Origin of the sequence: Exiguobacterium sp. s21 (genome assembly GCF_018617975.1) — a bacterium.
Lineage (GTDB): Bacteria > Bacillota > Bacilli > Exiguobacteriales > Exiguobacteriaceae > Exiguobacterium > Exiguobacterium mexicanum_A.
This window is the reverse complement of the sequence record NZ_JACSLF010000011.1, coordinates 25,173-45,209: the sequence shown is the minus strand read 5'-3', so window position 1 is coordinate 45,209 and position 20,037 is coordinate 25,173. Positions and strand designations below refer to the sequence as shown.

At 52.5% G+C, this 20,037-nt stretch carries 17 protein-coding genes; 9 read left to right on the top strand and 8 right to left on the bottom strand.

Annotation, left to right across the window (positions count from 1 at the left end):
* Window positions 1-34: 34 nt before the first annotated feature.
* The 7 genes from KNP06_RS12060 to KNP06_RS12030 all read left to right on the top strand — a co-directional run bounded on the left by KNP06_RS12060 (window position 35) and on the right by KNP06_RS12030 (window position 8,465).
* A complete protein-coding gene (locus KNP06_RS12060; protein ID WP_021066686.1) occupies window positions 35-397 on the top strand; it encodes a response regulator in 363 nt (120 codons plus the stop codon).
* On the top strand, window positions 394-2,952 hold the full coding sequence (locus KNP06_RS12055) for a HAMP domain-containing sensor histidine kinase (protein WP_214707902.1): 2,559 nt from the start codon (window positions 394-396) through the stop codon (window positions 2,950-2,952). The genes KNP06_RS12060 and KNP06_RS12055 overlap by 4 nt, the downstream gene beginning before the upstream one ends.
* Before the next feature lie 145 nt (window positions 2,953-3,097).
* The gene (locus KNP06_RS12050; RefSeq protein ID WP_214707904.1) at window positions 3,098-3,478 is read left to right on the top strand and encodes a YisL family protein; all 381 of its coding nucleotides are present in this window, start codon (window positions 3,098-3,100) and stop codon (window positions 3,476-3,478) included.
* Between the two features lie 102 nt (window positions 3,479-3,580).
* Window positions 3,581-4,582 (top strand): class I SAM-dependent methyltransferase, encoded by a 1,002-nt coding sequence (locus KNP06_RS12045; protein WP_214707906.1) that lies wholly within the window; start codon window positions 3,581-3,583, stop codon window positions 4,580-4,582.
* 73 nt (window positions 4,583-4,655) lie between these two features.
* Window positions 4,656-6,182, top strand: a complete 1,527-nt coding sequence (locus KNP06_RS12040) for a phytoene desaturase family protein (RefSeq protein WP_214708161.1) — start codon at window positions 4,656-4,658, stop codon at window positions 6,180-6,182.
* Window positions 6,179-7,657: a phytoene desaturase family protein gene (locus tag KNP06_RS12035; RefSeq protein WP_214707908.1), complete on the top strand. Its 1,479-nt coding sequence runs from the start codon at window positions 6,179-6,181 to the stop codon at window positions 7,655-7,657. The genes KNP06_RS12040 and KNP06_RS12035 overlap by 4 nt, the downstream gene beginning before the upstream one ends.
* Window positions 7,626-8,465, top strand: a complete 840-nt coding sequence (locus KNP06_RS12030; RefSeq protein WP_214707910.1) for a phytoene/squalene synthase family protein — start codon at window positions 7,626-7,628, stop codon at window positions 8,463-8,465. The genes KNP06_RS12035 and KNP06_RS12030 overlap by 32 nt, the downstream gene beginning before the upstream one ends.
* A gap of 429 nt (window positions 8,466-8,894) precedes the next feature.
* On the opposite strand, the gene KNP06_RS12025 is transcribed toward KNP06_RS12030, so the two are convergent.
* The 6 genes from KNP06_RS12025 to ybaK all read right to left on the bottom strand — a co-directional run bounded on the left by KNP06_RS12025 (window position 8,895) and on the right by ybaK (window position 14,136).
* Window positions 8,895-10,361, bottom strand: a complete 1,467-nt coding sequence (locus tag KNP06_RS12025) for a phytoene desaturase family protein (protein ID WP_034776586.1) — start codon at window positions 10,359-10,361, stop codon at window positions 8,895-8,897.
* A gap of 19 nt (window positions 10,362-10,380) precedes the next feature.
* Window positions 10,381-11,448 (bottom strand): glycosyltransferase family 2 protein, encoded by a 1,068-nt coding sequence (locus KNP06_RS12020; RefSeq protein ID WP_214707911.1) that lies wholly within the window; start codon window positions 11,446-11,448, stop codon window positions 10,381-10,383.
* Window positions 11,448-12,143, bottom strand: coding sequence for a lysophospholipid acyltransferase family protein (locus KNP06_RS12015; RefSeq protein WP_034776590.1), 696 nt, complete (start codon window positions 12,141-12,143; stop codon window positions 11,448-11,450). Before KNP06_RS12015 ends, KNP06_RS12020 begins: the two co-directional genes overlap by 1 nt.
* A complete protein-coding gene (locus KNP06_RS12010; protein ID WP_034776593.1) occupies window positions 12,109-12,861 on the bottom strand; it encodes a carotenoid biosynthesis protein in 753 nt (250 codons plus the stop codon). Before KNP06_RS12010 ends, KNP06_RS12015 begins: the two co-directional genes overlap by 35 nt.
* A gap of 87 nt (window positions 12,862-12,948) precedes the next feature.
* A complete protein-coding gene (gene pssA / locus KNP06_RS12005) occupies window positions 12,949-13,647 on the bottom strand; it encodes a CDP-diacylglycerol--serine O-phosphatidyltransferase (RefSeq protein ID WP_021066674.1) in 699 nt (232 codons plus the stop codon).
* Between the two features lie 24 nt (window positions 13,648-13,671).
* The gene (gene ybaK / locus KNP06_RS12000) at window positions 13,672-14,136 is read right to left on the bottom strand and encodes a Cys-tRNA(Pro) deacylase (protein WP_034776595.1); all 465 of its coding nucleotides are present in this window, start codon (window positions 14,134-14,136) and stop codon (window positions 13,672-13,674) included.
* A 152-nt stretch (window positions 14,137-14,288) separates the two neighbouring features.
* Between ybaK and KNP06_RS11995 the strand changes: the two genes are divergently transcribed.
* Complete coding sequence (locus KNP06_RS11995; RefSeq protein ID WP_214707913.1) at window positions 14,289-15,023, top strand: enoyl-CoA hydratase/isomerase family protein; 735 nt, start codon at window positions 14,289-14,291, stop codon at window positions 15,021-15,023.
* Window positions 15,024-15,062: 39 nt separating this feature from the next.
* Here KNP06_RS11995 and KNP06_RS11990 read toward each other — a convergent pair whose 3' ends face one another.
* Entirely contained in the window at window positions 15,063-16,421 is a 1,359-nt protein-coding gene (locus KNP06_RS11990) for an MATE family efflux transporter (RefSeq protein ID WP_214707915.1), read from the bottom strand.
* A 157-nt stretch (window positions 16,422-16,578) separates the two neighbouring features.
* Entirely contained in the window at window positions 16,579-18,363 is a 1,785-nt protein-coding gene (locus tag KNP06_RS11985; protein ID WP_214707917.1) for a glycoside hydrolase family 13 protein, read from the bottom strand.
* A 372-nt stretch (window positions 18,364-18,735) separates the two neighbouring features.
* Between KNP06_RS11985 and KNP06_RS11980 the strand changes: the two genes are divergently transcribed.
* On the top strand, window positions 18,736-20,001 hold the full coding sequence (locus KNP06_RS11980; protein ID WP_214707919.1) for an extracellular solute-binding protein: 1,266 nt from the start codon (window positions 18,736-18,738) through the stop codon (window positions 19,999-20,001).
* Window positions 20,002-20,037: the final 36 nt, after the last annotated feature.

Below are 20,037 nucleotides of genomic sequence, written 5' to 3'. Positions count from 1 at the left end.
ATAGTGAAATGGGATAAAAAATGGAGGAATCGTCATGGTAAAAATATTATTAGCTGAAGATGAAGAAGTTTTACGTATGCTCGTATTAGATACGTTAGAAGATGAAGGATATGACATTGATGAAGCGCCAGACGGCCTTGAAGCCTATCGGCTAATCGAACAGAACGAATATGACCTCGTGATTGTCGACCATATGATGCCAGGCATGACCGGTCTTGAGGTCATTGAGAAAGTTCGGAAACTACCGGGACGTCAACATACAAAAGTGATGATGCTGACTGCGAAGAGTCAACAATCTGATCGTGATTGCGCGAATGAGATTGGGGTCGACTACTTTATTTCGAAGCCGTTCAGTCCGCTTGAATTGGTGAAGATTATAGGAGGCATCGTGAATTGAACAGATGGTTTAAACAAAAACTCGGCCGCGACCTCATGGTCGTCCTTTACTCGTTTCTCGCGGTCGCGCTCGTTGGCTCGATTTTTATGTATTTGCACATGCAAGAACGTGTTGCGGCGAACGAACAACGGTTGCAAGATGTCGATCAACGCATCGACCGGTTGAATACGTTGTGGGACGAATGGCAAGGAGCTCAATACGATGCTCGAGGCTATCTTCTGTTTGGGGATACTGAGTCGCTCGAACGGGCCCGTGCCAAAGAGAACGAGTTCCAACAAGAAATCAACTGGTTCAAAAGTGTTGTCCAAACGAAGCAAGGTGAGATTTTCTCAGAAGACTTGCAAAAGTTCCATGACTTTTACTTCGGTGTCATCCTTCCAGTGACAACGGAATACGGACAATTGCGAGCTGAAGGTGAAATTACTGAGACGACGATTGACCCTGAGACAATTTTGACACTTCCGACTGCCGAGCGCTTGATTGAGCAAGGCGTTGTCCCGTATAGTTCAGAACGCGGCATCGACACGCTCGGACCAATCCGGCAAATCGAGACGGCACTGTCAGATTATAAAAACTTAATGAACAGCGAGAAACAAAAAGTATATGATACTTGGAAATTAAACAACAACATTCTTCAATTCTTATGGATTGCGAGCATCTTATCGTTTGCAGCCTTGATTTTGTTGTTCATCCAGCCGTTCCTGCGTCGCCAAACAAATTTGATTTCCCGGCTTTCAATCGCATCTGACCGCTTGTTGAAAGGCGAGATCGTCGATTTGAGCGATCAGATGGGACGCGAAGATGAGATTGGGACGATGTCACGGTCGTTCCATAAGATGGCCGAGACGCTTCGTGACAATGAACGTCACTTGATTGAGAAAAACCATGAGTTACAGGCGCAACAAGAAGAGTTGATTGCGCAACAAGAAGAACTTCAAGCGCAACAGCAAGAACTTGAAGAAATCTTGGAGCAGACGCAACAGAACGAGCAACACTTGGCTTACCGCAACGAGTTGACCGAGACGCTCGCGGCCCGCGATTCGTTGACGGCTTACCCAGAGATTATCGAGAAACTGGTCGCCATCACCGACTCCGAAGTCGGCGCCCTCGTATTTGTCGATGCGACAGGCTCGTTCTCAATCACAAGCCACGGATTGAACGAGACGCTCACGCGTCAGTTGCTCGACAGCGAGAACTCAGTCTTGACGCGGGCGATGACGCTTCGGACGACAGTCCATTCGTCGAAACAAGTCGCAAGCGACCACCCGCTCCCGTACCCATACTATATGTATGAGACGGCTGTACCGGTCCATGACCCGACAGATGACTCGATCATCGCGTTCATCTATCTCGTCCGCTATAAAGATCGCTTTACGCAGACACAGATGGGTGACATCATGTCGTTCGCTCGTCAGTTGTCGCTCTCGCTTCTCCGGATGCGTCTGTTTGAAGAGATGACCCGTGAGAAAGGGAAGACGGAACGGATCCTCGATTCAATTCGCGAGGCGGTCATCTATGTCGAGCATTCGACCGATGATGTCTTCGTCAACCGACCGCTTTATGAAATGTTCCCTGAACTCGATGAGATCACGTCGAGAGAACTCGCGGAACTGTCGTGGAACGAATGGCGAGAGACGATTTCGACGACAGTCGACCAAGAAGATGATTTCTTGAAGTATACCGATCGCCTCTTCACCGACGACTTCCCGCATGACAGCGTCAGCTTCTCGATCCGTAAAGGCGAGATGAACTTGCAGATGTATGCGGAACGCATCGTCGTCGGCGGGTTGTCGAAAGGGACGTTGCTCGTCTTCCGTGACATCACGAGCGAGACCGAGGCGGAACGCTTGAAGAGCGAATTCATCTCGACGATCTCCCACGAGTTGCGGACACCGCTCTCGTCGATCTACGGGTTCACCGAACTCATGGTCAAGAAGCAGTTGCCGAACGAGAAGCAGGCGAAGTACTTGCAGACGATTCACGCCGAGACGGAGCGCCTGACGCATCTCGTCAACGATTTCCTCGACGTGCAACGGATGGAAGCCGGCAGTCAGATGTACGACCGCGAACAGCTCGATATCGAGCCGGTCATCCGCGACATGATGACGTTCTATGAGGCTTCTTCGCTGAAGCATACGTTTGAACTCATCACGGCCGATGACCGACCGTATGAACTGTTCGCCGACTGTCAAAAGTTCAAGCAGTTGATGAGCAACTTGCTCTCGAACGCCGTGAAGTATTCACCGCGCGGCGGAAAGATCACCGTCGAATTGGCCCACCACGATCAATCGGTGTCGATTAAAGTGAAGGACCAAGGTATCGGTATTCCGAGTGACGCGCTCGACCGTCTCTTCGACAAGTTCTATCGGGTCGACAATTCCGATAGCCGAGAAATCGGCGGAACCGGACTCGGTCTTCCGATCTGCCAAGAGATCGTGCGCGGTCACGCCGGACAGATTCATGTCGAGTCGGTCCAACATCAAGGGTCGACGTTCACGGTCGTGATTCCGAGCTTCGAATACGCCGTTCGCGAACAAGAGTCAACGACAGCTTAATAAATGAAATACGACAAGGCGCCTGATCATTCCTCGATCAGGCGTCTTTTTGATAGGCGATCAGATTTTTCAGTGTCCTGCTTGACCGTAATCAGAGCGACTCGTGTACAATAGAGGTTGTACATAATGGAAAGGGGGATTTAGAATGTCATTGATTGCATTCCTACACACGCACGTCACGAGCTGGGTCTTGTTACTCGTCTTGTTCGCTGTCGCCTATATCGGCTACAAAAATGCCAACAAGAGCGGGAAGATCGCCCACATGGCGTTTCGACTCATGTTGCTCGTCGCGTTCGGCACGGGACTTTATTTGTATCTTCAATTACTCGAAGGCGGCATGTTCTACCACGTGAAGATCACGGTCGGACTCTTGACACTCATCTTTGGTGAGATGACGCTCATCCGTGTGAAGAAGAACAAACCTGTGGGCACGATGTTCAGCGGTTTTGCGATTCTCGCGCTTGTGACAATCTTCATCGGCTATGCGTTGCCGTATGGACAGTCGTTCTTCAGCAACTTCATTTAAGTTTGATTCCCACTTCGCACATCGGAGTGGGATTTTTTTGTTTGTCCGTAAATTATTAGGGGAAAATAAAAAAATCAGTGATAACGATGATGAGGTGAAACGATGGAACAACAGATGAATGAATGGTCACGCGTCTTGCACGCACGCAGATGGATGAAACAAACCGAATCGTTCTTGCCGCTCTGGCACGGATATATCGGCTATAAATATGGGTTGTTCGATGCGCTCCAAGGCGGGGCGAGCTTTGCGGAGATGACGCTTCGCTTGAAGCAACCGTTGACGAAACTCGCGCTCGAGCGTTGGCTCGACGTCGGGGTCGCCGTGCGCCATTTGAAGAAGAAAGGTTGGCGCTATTTCCCGACCCGTAGTTTGAAATATCAGTTGTCGCACGAAGATGAGCGCAGCATCGGCTTCATGCTCCAAGAGATGATGGAACTTCATATTCCGGCACTCATCGCATATCCTGACTTTTTAGAGTCGGGCAAACAGAAAACGTTCAATGGGGCGACACATGGCCAGGTCGTCGCACAGACGTCGACGCTCGTCGAGACGGTCGCGTTCCCGGTCGTGCAGCAGCTGTTGCGGCAAGCCGACGTCAAGACGATGCTCGATATCGGGTGCGGCCACGGGGGTTACTTACGCAAACTGCACGGACTCGAACCCGATTGGCAGTTGACCGGCATCGATCTCGAGGAAGACGTGATCGCAGAGGCGCGGGAACAAGATGAGTCCGGTGAGATTCGCTACGAAGTAGCCGATTTTATGGAGTGGGATCACGACGAACGATTTGATGCCGTCATGATGAATAATATGTTGTATTATTTTTCTCCGGAACAACGAATCGAACTGCTCGGACGGATGCTCGAAAACTTAGACGAAGCTGGTGTCGCGGTACTCGTCACTCCGCTCGCCGAGACGCCGCTCGGTGCTCGATTTGCCTCAGCGTTCAATGCGTTCATGACGTTGCATGATAACCTCTATCCGCTCCCAACGATTCGTGAGTTACGTCGTCAAATGCACAAGGTCGGCTTTGACAACGTCCGTTTCATCCCGTTCATCCCAGAAGGGTCATGGTACATTGTCATCGCGAAACGCGACAATTGACACATCGCGGACACATGACGAGCCGATTCAGATTTGAACTTTTCTCCAGTCATTTCTATAATGGGATAGAAGCATAAGAGACTTTTCACATAGGGAGTTGTTCAACGTGTCGGAAAAAAGAGTCGCCGTAATCGGTGCCGGACCAGGAGGACTTGCGGCCGCTATGCTGCTCGCAAGCCGTGGTGTGAAAGTAACAGTGTTTGAGAAGCAGGCGTTCGTCGGTGGACGGACGTCGCGTCTGCAAGTCGGAGAATTCGCGTTCGATCGTGGCCCGACTTTTTTAAATATGCCATACATTTTAGAAGAGATTTTCGAAGAGACAGGTCGAGATTTACATGACTATGTCGAGATGAAACGACTCGAGCCGATGTATGATCTTTATTTTGATAAAGGAAATCGGGTCCTATCGATGACGACCGATCGCGATCAAATGCATCAGGCGATTGAAGAGCAGTTCCCAGGCAACGGGGAAGGGTACGAACGCTTCATGGCCGAACAAGCCATCAAGCTGTCGAAACTGATGCCGGTGCTCCAGACGGCACATGACAAATTGACCGATTATGTGGCGACACGCGTCTTGAAGGCGCTCCCGTTCTTATCGATCGGCAAGTCGTTATACGACGTCTTGTCGGAGTATTTCACGAGCGAAGAGCTGAAGTACGCGTTCACGTTCCAAGCGAAATACCTCGGCATGTCGGCGTGGGATTGTCCGGGTGGCTTCTCAATCTTGTCGTATATGGAACATGCTTACGGCGTCCATCACCCGATTGGCGGCGTGAATCAACTCTGCACAGCGATGGCCCGTGTCATCGAAGAAGAAGGTGGGGAAATTCGTCTCGAGGAAGGCGTCGACCGGCTCTTGCTCGACGGGAAACGCGTCAACGGGCTTGTGGCGAACAACGTCCATTATGCTTTTGACGAAGTGATTGTCGGTGCCGACTTCGCGCACGCAATGATGACGCTCGTTCCGAGCGATGCACTCACACGGTGGAGTCCAAAACAACTGAAGAAGAAGCGTTACTCGTGTTCGACGTTCATGCTTTATCTCGGACTCAATCGTATCTACGATGATGTCGCGCATCATTCGATTCATTTCGCCGACGATTACGAACGGAATGTGAAAGAGATGACGCAAGACTTGAAGCTGAGCGAAGACTTCTCGTTCTATGTCCAAAATGCTTCACGGATTGATCCAACACTCGCACCGTCAGGGAAATCCTCGCTTTATGTGCTCGTCCCGGTGCCGAACAACCTGTCGAATTTACCGTGGGAGACGCTCGAGACGACGATGACCGAGCGCGTCCTCGATGCACTTGAGACTCGTTCGCCGTATCGTGAGATCCGGAACCATATCGAGGTGATGCAGCCGCTCACGCCAAACGATTGGGAAGCGTTCGGTGTCTATGAAGGGGCGACGTTCAACTTAGGACATAACTTGTCACAGATGATGTATTTCCGTCCTCATAACCAGTTCGAGGAGCTCGACCACGTCTGGCTCGTCGGCGGTGGGACACATCCAGGCAGCGGACTGCCAACGATTTTTGAATCGGCGCGCATCACCGCCAACCTGTTGCGTGACCGGGCAGGTGTCGGCCAATGAACATCAGTTTCGTCGGTGCCGGCATTGGGTCGCTTTACGCGGCCTTGCTCCTGACCCACAAATATCCGTCGCTGGACGTGACCATCTATGAAAAAGAAGCTCGTGTCGGCGGCCGGCTCAATTATGTCGAGTTCAAGAACGGCGCCCGCGTCGATGAAGGGCCGACCATCGTCTTATTGCCCGGAAAATTGAAAAGTCAGCTCCTCGAGGCCGGTTTTCCGGAGCGAGAGCTCGAGTTGATCGAGGTCGACCCGCTTTATCGCCTCCGTTACGAGGATGGCACGACGTTCTACAAATACCGTGACATCGAACGTCAGGCGGCCGAAATCGACCGTCTGTTCAACGAGGGCGACGGCTTTAGAAAGTATATGACTCAAAAACGAGAAGAGTATCGCCTCGGGTTCGATGCATTCTTAGACCGGGGCTATAAAGGCAAGACCGATTTGTTCGAACCGAAACTATTGATGCTCCTCATGCGCTTGAAGGCGTATGAGACGGCCCACGAGAACATGAAACGCTTCTTCAAAGACGAGCGTCTGCGCGTCGCCTATAGCCTCCAAACGCTCTATATTGGTGGGAACCCATATGATACCCCATCCCTCTATGGTTTGATCCCGTACCGCGAACAAGAAGAAGGAATCTGGTACGTCAAGGGAGGATATTTCTCACTTGCGACGAAAGTAGAACAAGAGTTGAGACGACGCGGCGTCAAGTTCGAGTTGAACGCGAACGTCGAACGGGTGCAGGTGGAACAAAGCCGGGCGAACGCGGTCATCGTGGATGGTGTCGTTCATCCGTATGATGTGGTCGTCGTCAACGGTGATTTTCCCCTCATGGAACGGTTGATTGATGGCGTTAAGCCGAAATCATACGAACCGTCGAGCGGGACGCTCTTGCTTTACTTCACCGTGACCGGGGACATCGATTTACCGATCCACCAATTCGACTTGCCGAATGATTTTGCCGGGTCGATGCGGACCATCTTCGAAGATGGTAAACTAAGCAAGTATCCGGCGATGTATACGTTCAATCCGTCTTTGATGGACGACACGCTGGCACCGGACGGGACGAGCGTTCTCTATGTCCTCGTGCCGGTCCCACGTAAATTGGAGCGTGAGGACTTTGAAACGAGCGGTGCGATCGAGCATTTGATTGGTCGGATCGAACAGATAGTCCCCGACTTCAGGGATCGTGTCATTGAGATGAAAGTTCGGACGCCGATGGATGCGGAACGATTTGGGTTATTCGAAGGCGGGAGCTTCGGCATCGCCCCGAGATTGGCCCAATCGGCCGCGTTCAAACCACAGGCTCGCCCGTACGCGCACATCGACCGACTTTACGCCGTCGGAGCATCGGTGCATCCGTGCGGAGGCGTCCCGATCGTCATGATCGGCTCGCAGCTGTTAGTGAAGAGAATGGAAGAAGAAATGGGGGCATTGTACCATGACGACACAAGAAGCGTATCGTCACTGTGAAGACGTAATGAAAAAAGGCTCGCTCACGTTTTATCGGGCCTTTTCTTTGCTCTCCAAACCAGACCGTCAGGCCGTGGCCGCGGTCTATGCGTTTTGTCGGACGCTCGATGACGCGGTCGATGAATCCGACCGTCCTGAAGAGAGCTTGACGGACTTTTTGACCGAGTTCGATCGCTTCTTGGCCGGTGAACATCTGACCGATGCGCTCTGGGTGGCGTTGCATGACGTTTGGGGACGGTACGACATGGACGTCGAACCGTTCTTTGAATTGGCTGAAGGCATGAAGTGGGACTTACATAAAACGCGCTACGCGACGCTCGAGGAGACGGAGCAATATAGTTACTATGCGGCCAGCACCGTCGGTTTGATGCTGTTGCCGATCCTCGCGCCGGACGTGGATGCGACGGGACGGCAACAGTTGAAACAAGGTGCGATCGACTTAGGCATCGCCATGCAGTTGACGAACATCTTGCGTGACGTCGGGGATGACCTCGATCGGGACCGGATTTATGTGCCCCAATCGTTGCTCGCCGAGTTCGGTGTCGAGGAAGCCGATTTGTTTGCGCGGCAAGTGACTCCGGCGTTCATCGACGTCTGGGAGACGATGGCGCGCCGGGCCGAACACCTATACGTCCGGGCCCGGGAGACCCATCACTTATATCCTGCGACGAGCCGGAAGCCGGTCAGCGCGGCGGGATTGCTTTATGAAGGCATCTTGGACGCGGCTCGGCAGAATGGGCACGACGTCTTCACGAAACGGGCGTTTGTCTCGACGATTCAAAAAGGGAAACTGTTGGCCAAGTTATAAAATCAGGCAGCCGTCGCAAAACGGCTGCCTTTTTTGCGCACAAAAAAACCACTTTTGGCGGGGGACCAAAAGTGGTGTAAGCGTTATGTGATTCGTTCATCGGGGAAACGAACGAATCGGACGTGATGAACCCTAAAGATGTGCCTCGTTTCATAGGGAATGAAACGATGGGGCATCTTCGCTGAAGCAGGATGCTTGATGGACTAAGGGGGAACATCAGATGCATGCTGTTCCAGCTGCGAGATACGAGTGGGGAAACTCGCTCATCACTTTTTTCTCGGGTGTGACAAGTTCAAAACGCGATAGGCTCGGGGAAGCCATTCGATCGCTACAGGTGTAACTAACGTTACAAAACTGCTTGAACTCGAATATGATATTATCACGTCTGTCCCGTGTCGACAAGTGTCGAATCTTCTGTTCACAAAATGTTCAAATTGTCAGAGGTATGTCCTCTAACATCGACCGAGCCGCAAATTGTCCTGAAAGCGTCACCATCGGGCTACCGCCGCCAGGGTGGGTCGAGCCTCCGGCAAACCAAATGTTGGACACATCTTCCGAGCGAGCGGAAGGTCGGAAAAACGCTCCTTTTTTCGAGTTGGCCGATGTCCCATAGAGTGCCCCGTAATATGCGTAAAAATCACGCGTCAAGTCGAGCGGGGTGACACGGCGATGGAAGACGACATCGCGATCTTCCCATTCAACGCCGAATTTCCGGAGGCGTCGGCGAATCAAATGTTCATACGTCTCGGCATCGATGTCGGTCATATGGGCCGGCGCATTGACGAGGATGAACAAGTTGTCGCCAGCTTCTCCCATCGAAGGGTCGGTATGGGCCGAGTTCGAGATGTAAATCGTCGGTTCGTCCGCATACCGTTCCTCGTCGAACAGCGCCCGGAATTCCGCTTCGTAGTCGTCTGAGAAGTAGACGTTATGATGCGCCAAGTTCAACCGCTTGTTCAAGCCGACCATGATGACGAAAGCGGACACCGATGGTTCAATCGTGTCACGCGTCGGTACCGGGAACGACGGACGGTCAGAAGCATCGACGAGTCGCGGATACTGCGTGAGCAGTTCTCCGTTCAATAAGACGGCGTCACAAGACATGACTTCTTCATGGTCGATGACGACCGCATGCGCTTTTCCGTTCGTCACTTCGATTTTTGTGACTTCATGACCGAGCCGGAACTCGACGCCAAGCTCGCTCGCCCGTTTGGCGAAGCCTTTCGCGATCGTCCAGTTCCCACCTTTGGCGAAATAGACGCCATCATTCAGCTCCAGGTGCGAGATAAGCGCGAACGTGCCGGGTGTAACGTACGGACTGCTGCCGATATACGTCGCATAGCGGTCGAGCGCCTGGATGATGCGCGGGTCTTTAAAATACTTCTTATGGAGCGCATGAAGGCTCTTGAGCGGATGTACTTTCATCATGTCAGCCCAAAGGCCGGTATCGATTTTTGAATCCATCCGTGTGAAGAACCGGTTATTGGCGATTTCAAACAACTTCTCCGCCTCGTCTAAGTAGTCGGTCAATTGATTCTTGTCGGCCTTATCGCCGGTCAGACGGCGTACCTCGGCTTCCATTTTCTCGCGGTCTGAATGAAACGTGAACGTCGAACCGTCAGAGAAATGATTGACCGTGTGCGACTCAAGTTTGACGAGCTCAAAATAGTCATCCGGGTTAGCTCCGCTGTTGCGAATGACGGAGCGGAACACGTCCGGCATCGTAATCGTATTCGGCCCGAAGTCGAACCGGTGTCCATCGGTGATGATGGGCATGAGCTTTCCACCGACATGTTCATTCTTTTCAATGACGGTCACGTCGTAACCGCGGGCGGCCAAGGTGACGGCGGCGCTCAAGCCGCCGAGCCCGGCCCCGATAATAGCGATATGTTTCATGTTGTGCCTCCTAGCGAGATTATTGATACGTCCGGCCTTTCCATGAAATCGGCTTTCGTCGCCATTTGCGCACGACCGCGCTCGCGAGGAGCAACAAGTAGGCGATGAGGCTGAACGGATGGAGCCAAAAGTGGCGTCCTCCCGATTTGACGTCGATCGCGAGTCGAGCGAGCAAGACGAACACGCACGCCAAGAACGAGATCCAGTCCATGTGGACGAGGAGTGCGATGAAAGCAGACAGCTGGGTGCCGTAGTATAAGAAGAAATAAAGGGCGATGCCCACTGCTTCATTCATTCCCTTGAATACGTTCTTTGAAAACCCGTTCCACACTTCTTCATTCGTCGCATACATGTCACATGTGATGTAAGGCGAGACGTTGACGAGCGATGTGACTTTTTTGCGTCGCTTGAACTCACGGCACAGATCGATATCATCGATCAATGAATTGTGGATCGAGGCGTGTCCACCGACGTCGTCATAACTTTTCCGTTCGACGAGCACGTTCATTCCGTTGGCGGCGGCGAAGGCGGGATGACGCACTTTTCGCCAAAACAACGGCAAATGTTGGGCGATCAAGACGTGTTGCATCGGAATCAACAGTTTCCCGAGCCACGTTGGTGTCGGGAAACGAGGAAAACCTGACAAGAAGACCGCCTCTTCACGGGCGAGTGTGCCGTGCAGTCGCCCAATGAACGTCGGGTCAATCGTCACGTCGGCATCGAGGAACAATACGTACGGCTCGGTCGTGCGGGTCGCCAGCTGGTGACACGCGTGGACTTTGCCGGCCCAACCTTCAGGCAACGGCACCCCACGGAAAATGGTGAAGCGGGCATCGTCCGCGATTTCCCGGACGAGTGCCTCGTATGTAGCATCCTCGGACCAGTCCTCGTATAAATAGACGTGGCTTTCATCCGTCAAGGCGGCCTTCAAACTCGTGATCAGTTTTGGCACGTTCCGTTCTTCGTTCCGTAGTGGGATGCACACCGCGGTCGGAGGAGCTGGGATGGGTGCGGTGAGCGGACGGAGGAATAGCAAGTTGACCAACGTGAACAGCAGCATCAAAAACGTGAGCGACAAAATCACCATCAGCGGCCTCTTCCGATTTGGAGCAAGTGCTCCGTCCAATCTGCCAAACTGCGCTTCGGTGGGAACAAGGCGATATAGCGGTCGGACTGCTTGATTACATCGTCGCGCGTATCGTCATAAAGGCGTTCGAGTGCTTCGGCGAGCTCTTGTTTTTGAAGCCGCCGCGTCTCGGAGACGACCGTATGGTTGCGGAAGCGCACGTAGACGAGCGGAGCGGCGTGCGACGCGAACGTATAATAGATGGCGCATAGCCGGACTTCCGGCTGGTGGAGCAGCATCGTCACACCTGAGCCAATCTCGAGCGGACGATGCTCTTGTGGATACTCGCGTCCTTGTGGGAACACCCAGACGGACTTGCCTGCAAGTAAGAGCCGATTGGCGTAGTCGAGCGAGGCGCGCACATCCGACAGTTTGCCTTTTTTGATGGAGAACGCGCCCAAGTGACGGAAGAACGGGAAGCGGCGCAACCCGTCCTCATCCATCAAGACGTGAACGTCATGACGCAAATAGTATTCGTTCAACATGAGCAAAATCATCCCGTCCCACCACGAGCTATGTGTGCTCAAAAACAATCCTGGTGTCGGCACGTCATCGGCCCGGACGTGGATCGTATGGAAAAACGGACGGATTTGACGTTCTTTGACGAACGTCGAGAACAGATTATTGAACCATTTCTTTTTGCTCGCTTCGATCATGTCGGCTCCTCCGTTCTATCAAGATGAGGCCTGCGGCTGTGACAACGCTGAGTACGCCGATGCCGTAAAGACCGGCGTTGACGGCCGTGACACCGAACAGGGCGTGCAGCATGACGAACAAATAACGTCCGTGTCCGAGTAACATCGGCTCGGCTTCGACTTCAAACCGGTCGAGCAACCAAGAGAAAATGAGCGACAGTCCGAACCAACCGACGAAATTCTGCGTCGGGATATCATAATACAGACCGTCATTGGCCCATTCCCAGTAGCCTTTCACGTTTGCTGCGACCGGGTCAATCGCCATATCGAGCCAAACGGCGAGGAACGGGACGAGCCAGAGCGTTCGGTTCTTGAACGAGAACAAGCGGGCGACGGCAAAACTCGAGCCGATGACGGCGAGCCAAGCTGCCCCGATCGTGACCGGTACACCGAACACGGTCGGACCGAACGCCTCCGCGTAGATGTACTCACTGAACGGGAACCCGGTTTTGACACCGAGCGTCTCGACAGCGATTGAACCGAAGAAGATGAACGGGACGATCAGGCGGGCGTGGCGGACGCCGTCCGCAATCACCCAACCGCCGATGAGACCGGCGAGCCATAAGAAGACCGGGTTTGCCCATTCGAGCCAACTCGGCAACAAATCAAAGCCGACGAGGACGACCCCGACGACATACCAAACCAAAAACCATTTCCAAATCCATGGATACACTTTCATTTCATCACCTCTATTCTCATTCTAGAGAGGTTTGCGGCTTGCGTCTAATAAATGCATGCAAAAAAAGAGTCCCTCGAGAGGGACCCATCAATTCGCCATCCGTTTTCGTTTTTTGACGAACGAGAAAGCGATGAATAAGACATAGAACGTGACGGCGATGAACCAGAACGATGGCCATTCTTTCCACCGGGCAAAAATCATGTACGTCAAGTAGATGAGGCTGACCGTGATGATGAACGAGTGGCGCGGGAGCGGCACGTCTTTAAAGCTCGGGATGCGGACACGGCTGACCATGAGCAGAGCGAGACCCGTGAAGAAGATTGGGGTGAGCAACTCGTTAATTTGGTCCCCGAACGTCGTCACGACGGCGAGCAAGCCACCGGCGGCGGTGATCGGGACACCCGAGAAGTAACTGGCCGTGACGTTCGTCGCCGACAAGTTGAAGCGGGCCAAGCGGTAAGCACCGAACAACGGGAACAAGGCGGCGAAGAAGAGACCGTAGTTGCCGTAATCGATGAAAAACGTATAGTAGGCGAGAAGCGCCGGGGCGACCCCGAACGTGACGACATCGGCGAGCGAGTCGAGTTCTTTTCCAAAGTCACCGGCCACGCCGAGCATACGGGCCAGCCGTCCATCCAAACTGTCGAGCATCATGGCGATGATGATGAGTAGCGTCGCGTTCGAGAAGTCGCCGCGCGCCGCATAAACGATCGCCAAGACGCCGCAGAACAAGTTGCCGAACGTAAACGAGTTAGGAATCCATGAGCGGATTCGTTCTTTCCACATAGGTATTGCCTCCATCTTTCTTTGTCATTGAGTGAACCAGTGACCGTCCGTGAACCGGAGCAAATCGGTCGGTGTGAGTTCGAGTTGGTAGCCGCGCTTGCCGGCCGAGATGATGATCGTATCTTTTTGTCTGGCACTATCATGCAAGAAGACAGGAAACCGTTTTTTCGCCCCGATTGGCGAGACACCGCCGCGGATGTAGCCGGTCAGCGTTTCGAGCTCCTTCATCGGGACAGGGGAGGCTTTTTTGGCGCCCCAGGCTTTCGCGGCCGCTTTCAAATCGATATCTAAATCTCCTGAGATGAGGAAGAAGGCGTAGCGCCGTTGCTCATTCTCGAGACAAATCGTTTTATAGAGCTGGTCGAGCGGTTTACCGAGTGACGCGGCGACATGTTTGGCGGAGACGTCGGACGCGTCCACTTCGTAGGAGTGGTACGTGAACGGGATGTTCCGTTGTTTCAATTGTCTTGCGGCATTCGTCAGTTGCATCAGCCCCACCCTTTCGTTGAACGACTCTTTTAAGAATAGCAAATAGTGGTAGCGTCGGGCAATCGAACTCGGAAAGTTTCTATGACAAGAAGGAAACAGAATGAACGATATAGAAATGAATAGTGATTCATTTTAGTAAAGGGGGAAATGGGATGGAAACGATTCAACTGGAACAGCGGAACGGGGTCGGCTGGCTGAAATGGGACCGGCCGGAAAAATTGAACGCATTAAATGAGATGTTGCTTCGTGAGGCGAGGGAAGCGATGGAGCAGCTCGTGGCGGATGAGGCCGTCCACGTCATCGTGCTCGTCGGGCAAGGGCGTGCCTTCTCATCGGGACAGGACTTGACGATTGAGAGTGACGCCGACTATGGGGTGTATTTGGAAGAGGTGTACCATCCGCTCGTGCGGGCGCTTGCCGACTGTCCGAAACCAATCATCGCCGGCATTCACGGGGTCGTGGCGGGGGCGGGACTCAGTCTGGCGCTCGCGGCGGACGTCCGTCTCGTCGCCCGGTCGACGAAGTTCAGTTCCGCCTTCATCAAAATCGGCCTTGTCGCCGATGCCGGGGGTCCGTACTATTTACGGCGCTTGATGCGGCCCGATCTCGCGCTCGCTTGGATGTGGAGCGGCAGCACGATTGATGCCGAACAGGCCGAAACGTTCGGTCTCGTCACCGAGCTCGTCGAGGATGAGGCGTACTTGGAGCGATTGACGGCCTATGCCGAGACGCTCGCAGCCAAGTCACCGACGGCGGTGCAAGGCATGAAGGCGTTATTCCGGGCCGACTCGTTCGAGGACGGTCTCGAGCAAGAAATCATCTGGCAACGGAAATGTGGTCAGACGGACGTTCATCGCCAGGCGATGCAGGCGTTCCTAAATCGATGAAAAAAGAAGCGGTCACAGCGACCGCTTTTTTTTGGTTGATTATGAAGTTGGCTTCGGTTCGAACTGGAAGCCTTTTTGTTGCCACGTGCCGTATTTCCAACGACGGAAGGCGAAGAAACCGCGGAACCACTCGTCGAGCGAGAAGGCGAGCCAAATGCCGAGGACGCCGAGTCCCATTTGGAGTCCGAACAAATAACTGAAGACGACGGCAACGCCCCACATCGAGGCAATCCCGATCATGACCGGGAAGCGAACGTCGCCGACCGACTTGAGCGATCCCATCAACACGATGTTCATGGCGCGACCTGGCTCAAGGATGAGCGTCGCCCATAAAATCGGCACCCCGACGGCGATGATATCCGGGTTCGATGTGAACAAGCCGAGCAGCGACTTGCCGAAGACGGCGAGTCCGAGCGACGCCACGAGTGAAGCGAACATGGCAATCTTCAACGTCTTAACGGCGCGGGTATACGCTTCTTTAAACCGTTTCCCGCCGATGTCACGGGCAATCAATAATTGCGTCCCTTGCGCGACGGCGACCGTGAACAAGAAGGCGAGCATCGACAAGTTCATGACGTATACCCGTGCGGCGAGGGAAGCCTCGCCCATCGTGGCGATGAAACCGGTGATGATGATTTGCGAGAACTGATATGACAAGTTCTCTCCGGCTGATGGTACGCCGATTTGGAGCAAGGCGCGAATGTCGTCGCGTTTCGGACGAATCAATTCCTTGAGCGGGAAGCGGAGCATGAGCCGCTTCTTGACGATCCAGAACAATAGCACCATGGCTGAGAAGCGGGCAATGACGATGGCCCATGCGACGCCGGCGACACCCGTGACCGGGAGACCGAACCAACCCATGACGGCGATCATGGCTCCGATGGCCGTGATGATATCGATGAGAAGCGTCGCGAGCATCGCGTGCTTCGTCATCCCGTGGCTCCGGAGGACGGAACTGAGCGCCATGATGAGCGCTTCGGTGAACAGCGACAACCCGACAATCTGCAAGAATAACAGGCCATGGTCGAACAGCTCATCCGATAAGCCGAACAAACGGAGGAACGTCTCACCGAACAAGAAGACGACCGCGACCATGAGCACGCCGAGCCACATGTTCAAGCTGACGGCGGAACGGGCGAAGTCACGGCTCTTCTTCATCCGATTGGCGCCGATCGCTTGACCGATCAAGATGGTCGCACCGACCGAGGTCACGCTGAAGACGATTAAGAAGACGTTCAAGATTTGGTTGGCGACGCCGACCGCGGAAGCGGCAGCATCGGAGTAATGGGCGAGCATGAGCGTGGCGATGATCCCGGTCCCCATATGAAGTGCGAGTTCGATGAAAATCGGCCACGAGATTTTAAATAAACTGAGCTGTTCGGTGTCTTTTGTCGGCATGTTGTATTCTCCCTTGTTTCTACAATTCTCTATATGAAATATTTACGTTGTCAAAATCACAAGGGTCATGTTACTCCTTTTGAAATGAAAAAGAAAGGGATTTGGCAAATTATTTTCAACAAAAAAAACACCCGCCGAAACGGGTGCAAAACGGAATTTATTTCATTTTTAAAATCGTGGCGCTGTACGGTGCGAGCTCGACTTCGAGCGAGTCTACATCATGGTCGCGCAGCAAATCGTAAGCGCTTCCGGTATGGCCGAGCGGATTAAGTTTTGATACGGAATCAGAGTTATTGAAGTATATCAAATACGTCTCATCTTTCGTACAACGCTCGATGATGAGGGCGTTGTCCTCATCGTCGACGAGATTGAAACGATACGAGCCGCCGTTCGCGAGCACCGGATGCTCTTTGCGGAGTCGAATCAATTTCTGCACGTAGCGGAACAGTTCGCGATCTTCTTCGGCTTCGTCCCACGGCATACAACGGCGGCAACCCGGATCTTGTTCGCCTTCGAGGCCGATCTCGTCCCCGTAATAGATGCATGGGCTTCCTGTGTACGTGAGCATCGACGTCATGAGTAACTTGAACTTCCCTTTATGTCCTTTCGCTCGTGTCAGGGCACGTGGTGTATCGTGCGAGTCTATCAAGTTGAACGTCACTTCGTTCACATTCATCGTGTTCATCATCTCGACACGCGTCAATTCGTCACGGAACTCGGACGCCGTCGTCCGGTCAAGGGCGAAATAGTTAAGGCTCGCGTTTGTAAACGGATAGTTCATGACTGCATCGAACTGGTCGCCTTGGAGCCACGGTTGGGCATCATGCCAAATTTCGCCGAGGATGTATGCTTCAGGATTTGCCTCTTTCACCGTTTTACGGAAATCACGCCAGAACGCATGGTCGACTTCGTTTGCCACGTCGAGTCGCCAGCCGTCGATTCCGAACTCTTCGACCCAGTAGCGGGCGACTTCTAATAGATAAGCTTTTAGCGCCGGGTGCTCCGTATTGATTTTCGGCATGTTTTTCTCAAAGGCAAACGTGTCGTAGTTCGGCTTCGGCGTCGTCTCGATCGGGAAGTCACGAAGATAGAACCAGTCACGGTACTCTGACTGTGGTCCTTTTTCGACGACGTCTAAGAACCAAGGGTGGTTGTAGCCGACATGGTTGAAGACGGCGTCGAGCATGACTTTGATACCGTTCTCGTGGAGAAGATCGACGAGTTGTTTGAACTGCTCTTTCGTTCCGAACTGCGGATCGATTTCCATATAATCGAGCGTGTCGTATTTATGGTTCGTCGTTGCTTTGAAGATCGGGCAGAAGTAAATCCCGGTGATCCCTAGATCGACGATATGGTCAATATGGTCGATGATCCCTTGGAAGTCGCCACCGAAGAAGTTCGTGGTCGTCGGTTCGGTACTATTCCATGGGAGCGTGCCTTCGGGATTGAGCGAGTCATCGCCGTTGGCAAAACGATCCGGGAAAATTTGATACCAGACCGTGTCCTTCACCCATGACGGGGCGTGGAAGATGTCGACCGGATTGATGAACGGGATGCAGAAATAGTAGCCTGTGTCATCGAGCGGTTTGTCTTCAAACCAACCTTTTTCCGTATAGACGGCCGTCTCGTTCCCGTCATGGAGGCGGAAACCGTAACGGAGTCGGCGGAACGGCGGCTTGATGGCGATGAACCAGTAGTCGTATTGGTCGTCGTGTCCAATCTTTTCCATCGGTGTCTCGAACGTACGCCAGAAACTCGGCTTGTTCGGATCAAAGTTCCACATGGCCGGATCTTCCGAGTGCCAGTCATATGGATCGTTCCAAATTAAGTCAACGGATTGGATATCATTTCTTTTTGTGTGGAACCGGATATGTATCGTTTCTCGGTCGTACTTGTACACGAAAGGTGACATGGCGCGGTGGTAGATGGCTTCTTTGATCATGGGTTTGAATTCCTTTCTCTATTAAGAGTTATAACCATTTTACACTGTCTGTTCAGAAAAGAAACAACAGTTGTGAAAACGTTTGCTCAAGCAAAGGGTAATAAAGCGTTTACATTTTGTCAATCGTTCGATTCCTTATTTCATAAGAAAAACACCTACAAAAACTTCAAAAAGAGATAAATGGGACAACAGCAGGAAAAATTCCTAAAAAAAAGTCTTGTAAAACGCTTACACAACTGTATAATAAAAATTGAGGTGAGGATGCAAACGTTTTCACTAACCTACTGATTCTGTAGCGGAGTTGTTTAAAATCAGTAGGTCGGTGCGATTGCGCAAATCTGACCATACTATTCCTTGGGGAGGTTTTTCATCATGAAGATGAAAAAAATGGTAGCAGGACTTTCAACGGCAGTATTCGCTTTCGGTGCACTTGCTGCATGTGGTGGCGGTACGGACAATGGTTCTACTAACGAAGGCGGTTCTTCTAGCGAGAACAAGCCAGAAAAAATCGTAATTTGGGAGGATATTGAAAAGTCGGAAACGACGAAAGAAGTTGCGAAGGCGTTTGAAGAAGAACACGGCGTCGCAGTTGAAGTCGTTGAAGTTCAAATGACGGATCAAAAAGACAAGTTGGCGCTTGACGGCCCGGCTGGTAAAGGTCCTGATATCGTTCTCGTACCACACGACCAAATCGGAACGATCGCTGATCAAGGTCACTTGGCTCCACTTACGGATGAAGGCGCACTCGAGTCGTTCACAGACGCTTCGAAATCGGCTGTCATGTTCGACGGACAAGCTTACGGCTATCCGAAATCAGTTGAAACACCAGTCCTCATGTACAACAAGGATTTGGTATCAGAAGCTCCTGCTTCAATGGACGACTTGTACAAGTTGTCTACAGATCTTAAAGACAAAGGCGAGTACGGCTTCCTTGGTCTTTGGGATAACTTCTACTTCGCTCACGGTGTAGTGGCTGGCTTCGGCGGTTACGTCTTCAAAGAAGACGGCGGCGCGCTCGACCCAACCGACGTCGGTTTGAACAACGAAGGCGCAGTCGAAGGCTTCGACTACATCGGCAAATGGTACCAAGAAGGCCTCTTCCCTAAAGGGTTGATCGGCGAGTCTGGTGGCCAAGCGCTGGACCAACTCTTCACTGAGAAAAAAGCACACACAGTCATGAACGGACCATGGGCCGTAGCTGGTTACCAAGATGCTGGCGTCAACCTTGGAGCGTCTGCATTGCCGACACTTCCAAACGGTGAGCCAATCAAGACGTTCATGGGCGTGAAGGCATACGCACTTTCTGCTTACACAGAAAACCAAGAGTGGGCTGAAATGTTCCTCGCAGAACTCACGAACGAAGAGAACGCATTGAAAATGTTCGAAGCGTACAACGAGATCCCACCAGTAGCAGCACTCGAGTCGAATGAGACAATCACGTCGAACGAAGTTGCGAAAGCGGTATTCGATCAAGCGACGAACGCAATCCCAATGCCTAACATTCCTGAAATGGGACAAGTTTGGGAGCCAATGGCACAAGCACTTCAGCTCGTAGCAACTGGCAAGCAAGATGCACAAAAATCAGCTGACGATGCTGTTAAAGTCATCGAGCAACAAATCCAAGCAAACAACCAATAAGGATATGAAATGATGGGGTACGCCGACTGGCGTTCC

Bases quoted from the DNA above. Each gene is read 5' to 3' on its own strand.
- KNP06_RS12060 (WP_021066686.1), top strand. From the start codon at position 35: ATGGTAAAAATATTATTAGCTGAAGATGAAGAAGTTTTACGTATGCTC.
- KNP06_RS12050 (WP_214707904.1), top strand. From the start codon at position 3,098: ATGTCATTGATTGCATTCCTACACACGCACGTCACGAGCTGGGTCTTG.
- KNP06_RS12045 (WP_214707906.1), top strand. From the start codon at position 3,581: ATGGAACAACAGATGAATGAATGGTCACGCGTCTTGCACGCACGCAGA.
- KNP06_RS12035 (WP_214707908.1), top strand. From the start codon at position 6,179: ATGAACATCAGTTTCGTCGGTGCCGGCATTGGGTCGCTTTACGCGGCC.
- KNP06_RS12030 (WP_214707910.1), top strand. From the start codon at position 7,626: ATGACGACACAAGAAGCGTATCGTCACTGTGAAGACGTAATGAAAAAA.
- KNP06_RS12025 (WP_034776586.1), bottom strand. From the start codon at position 10,361: ATGAAACATATCGCTATTATCGGGGCCGGGCTCGGCGGCTTGAGCGCC.
- KNP06_RS12020 (WP_214707911.1), bottom strand. From the start codon at position 11,448: ATGGTGATTTTGTCGCTCACGTTTTTGATGCTGCTGTTCACGTTGGTC.
- KNP06_RS12015 (WP_034776590.1), bottom strand. From the start codon at position 12,143: ATGATCGAAGCGAGCAAAAAGAAATGGTTCAATAATCTGTTCTCGACG.
- KNP06_RS12010 (WP_034776593.1), bottom strand. From the start codon at position 12,861: ATGAAAGTGTATCCATGGATTTGGAAATGGTTTTTGGTTTGGTATGTC.
- pssA (WP_021066674.1), bottom strand. From the start codon at position 13,647: ATGTGGAAAGAACGAATCCGCTCATGGATTCCTAACTCGTTTACGTTC.
- ybaK (WP_034776595.1), bottom strand. From the start codon at position 14,136: ATGCAACTGACGAATGCCGCAAGACAATTGAAACAACGGAACATCCCG.
- KNP06_RS11995 (WP_214707913.1), top strand. From the start codon at position 14,289: ATGGAAACGATTCAACTGGAACAGCGGAACGGGGTCGGCTGGCTGAAA.
- KNP06_RS11990 (WP_214707915.1), bottom strand. From the start codon at position 16,421: ATGCCGACAAAAGACACCGAACAGCTCAGTTTATTTAAAATCTCGTGG.
- KNP06_RS11985 (WP_214707917.1), bottom strand. From the start codon at position 18,363: ATGATCAAAGAAGCCATCTACCACCGCGCCATGTCACCTTTCGTGTAC.
- KNP06_RS11980 (WP_214707919.1), top strand. From the start codon at position 18,736: ATGAAGATGAAAAAAATGGTAGCAGGACTTTCAACGGCAGTATTCGCT.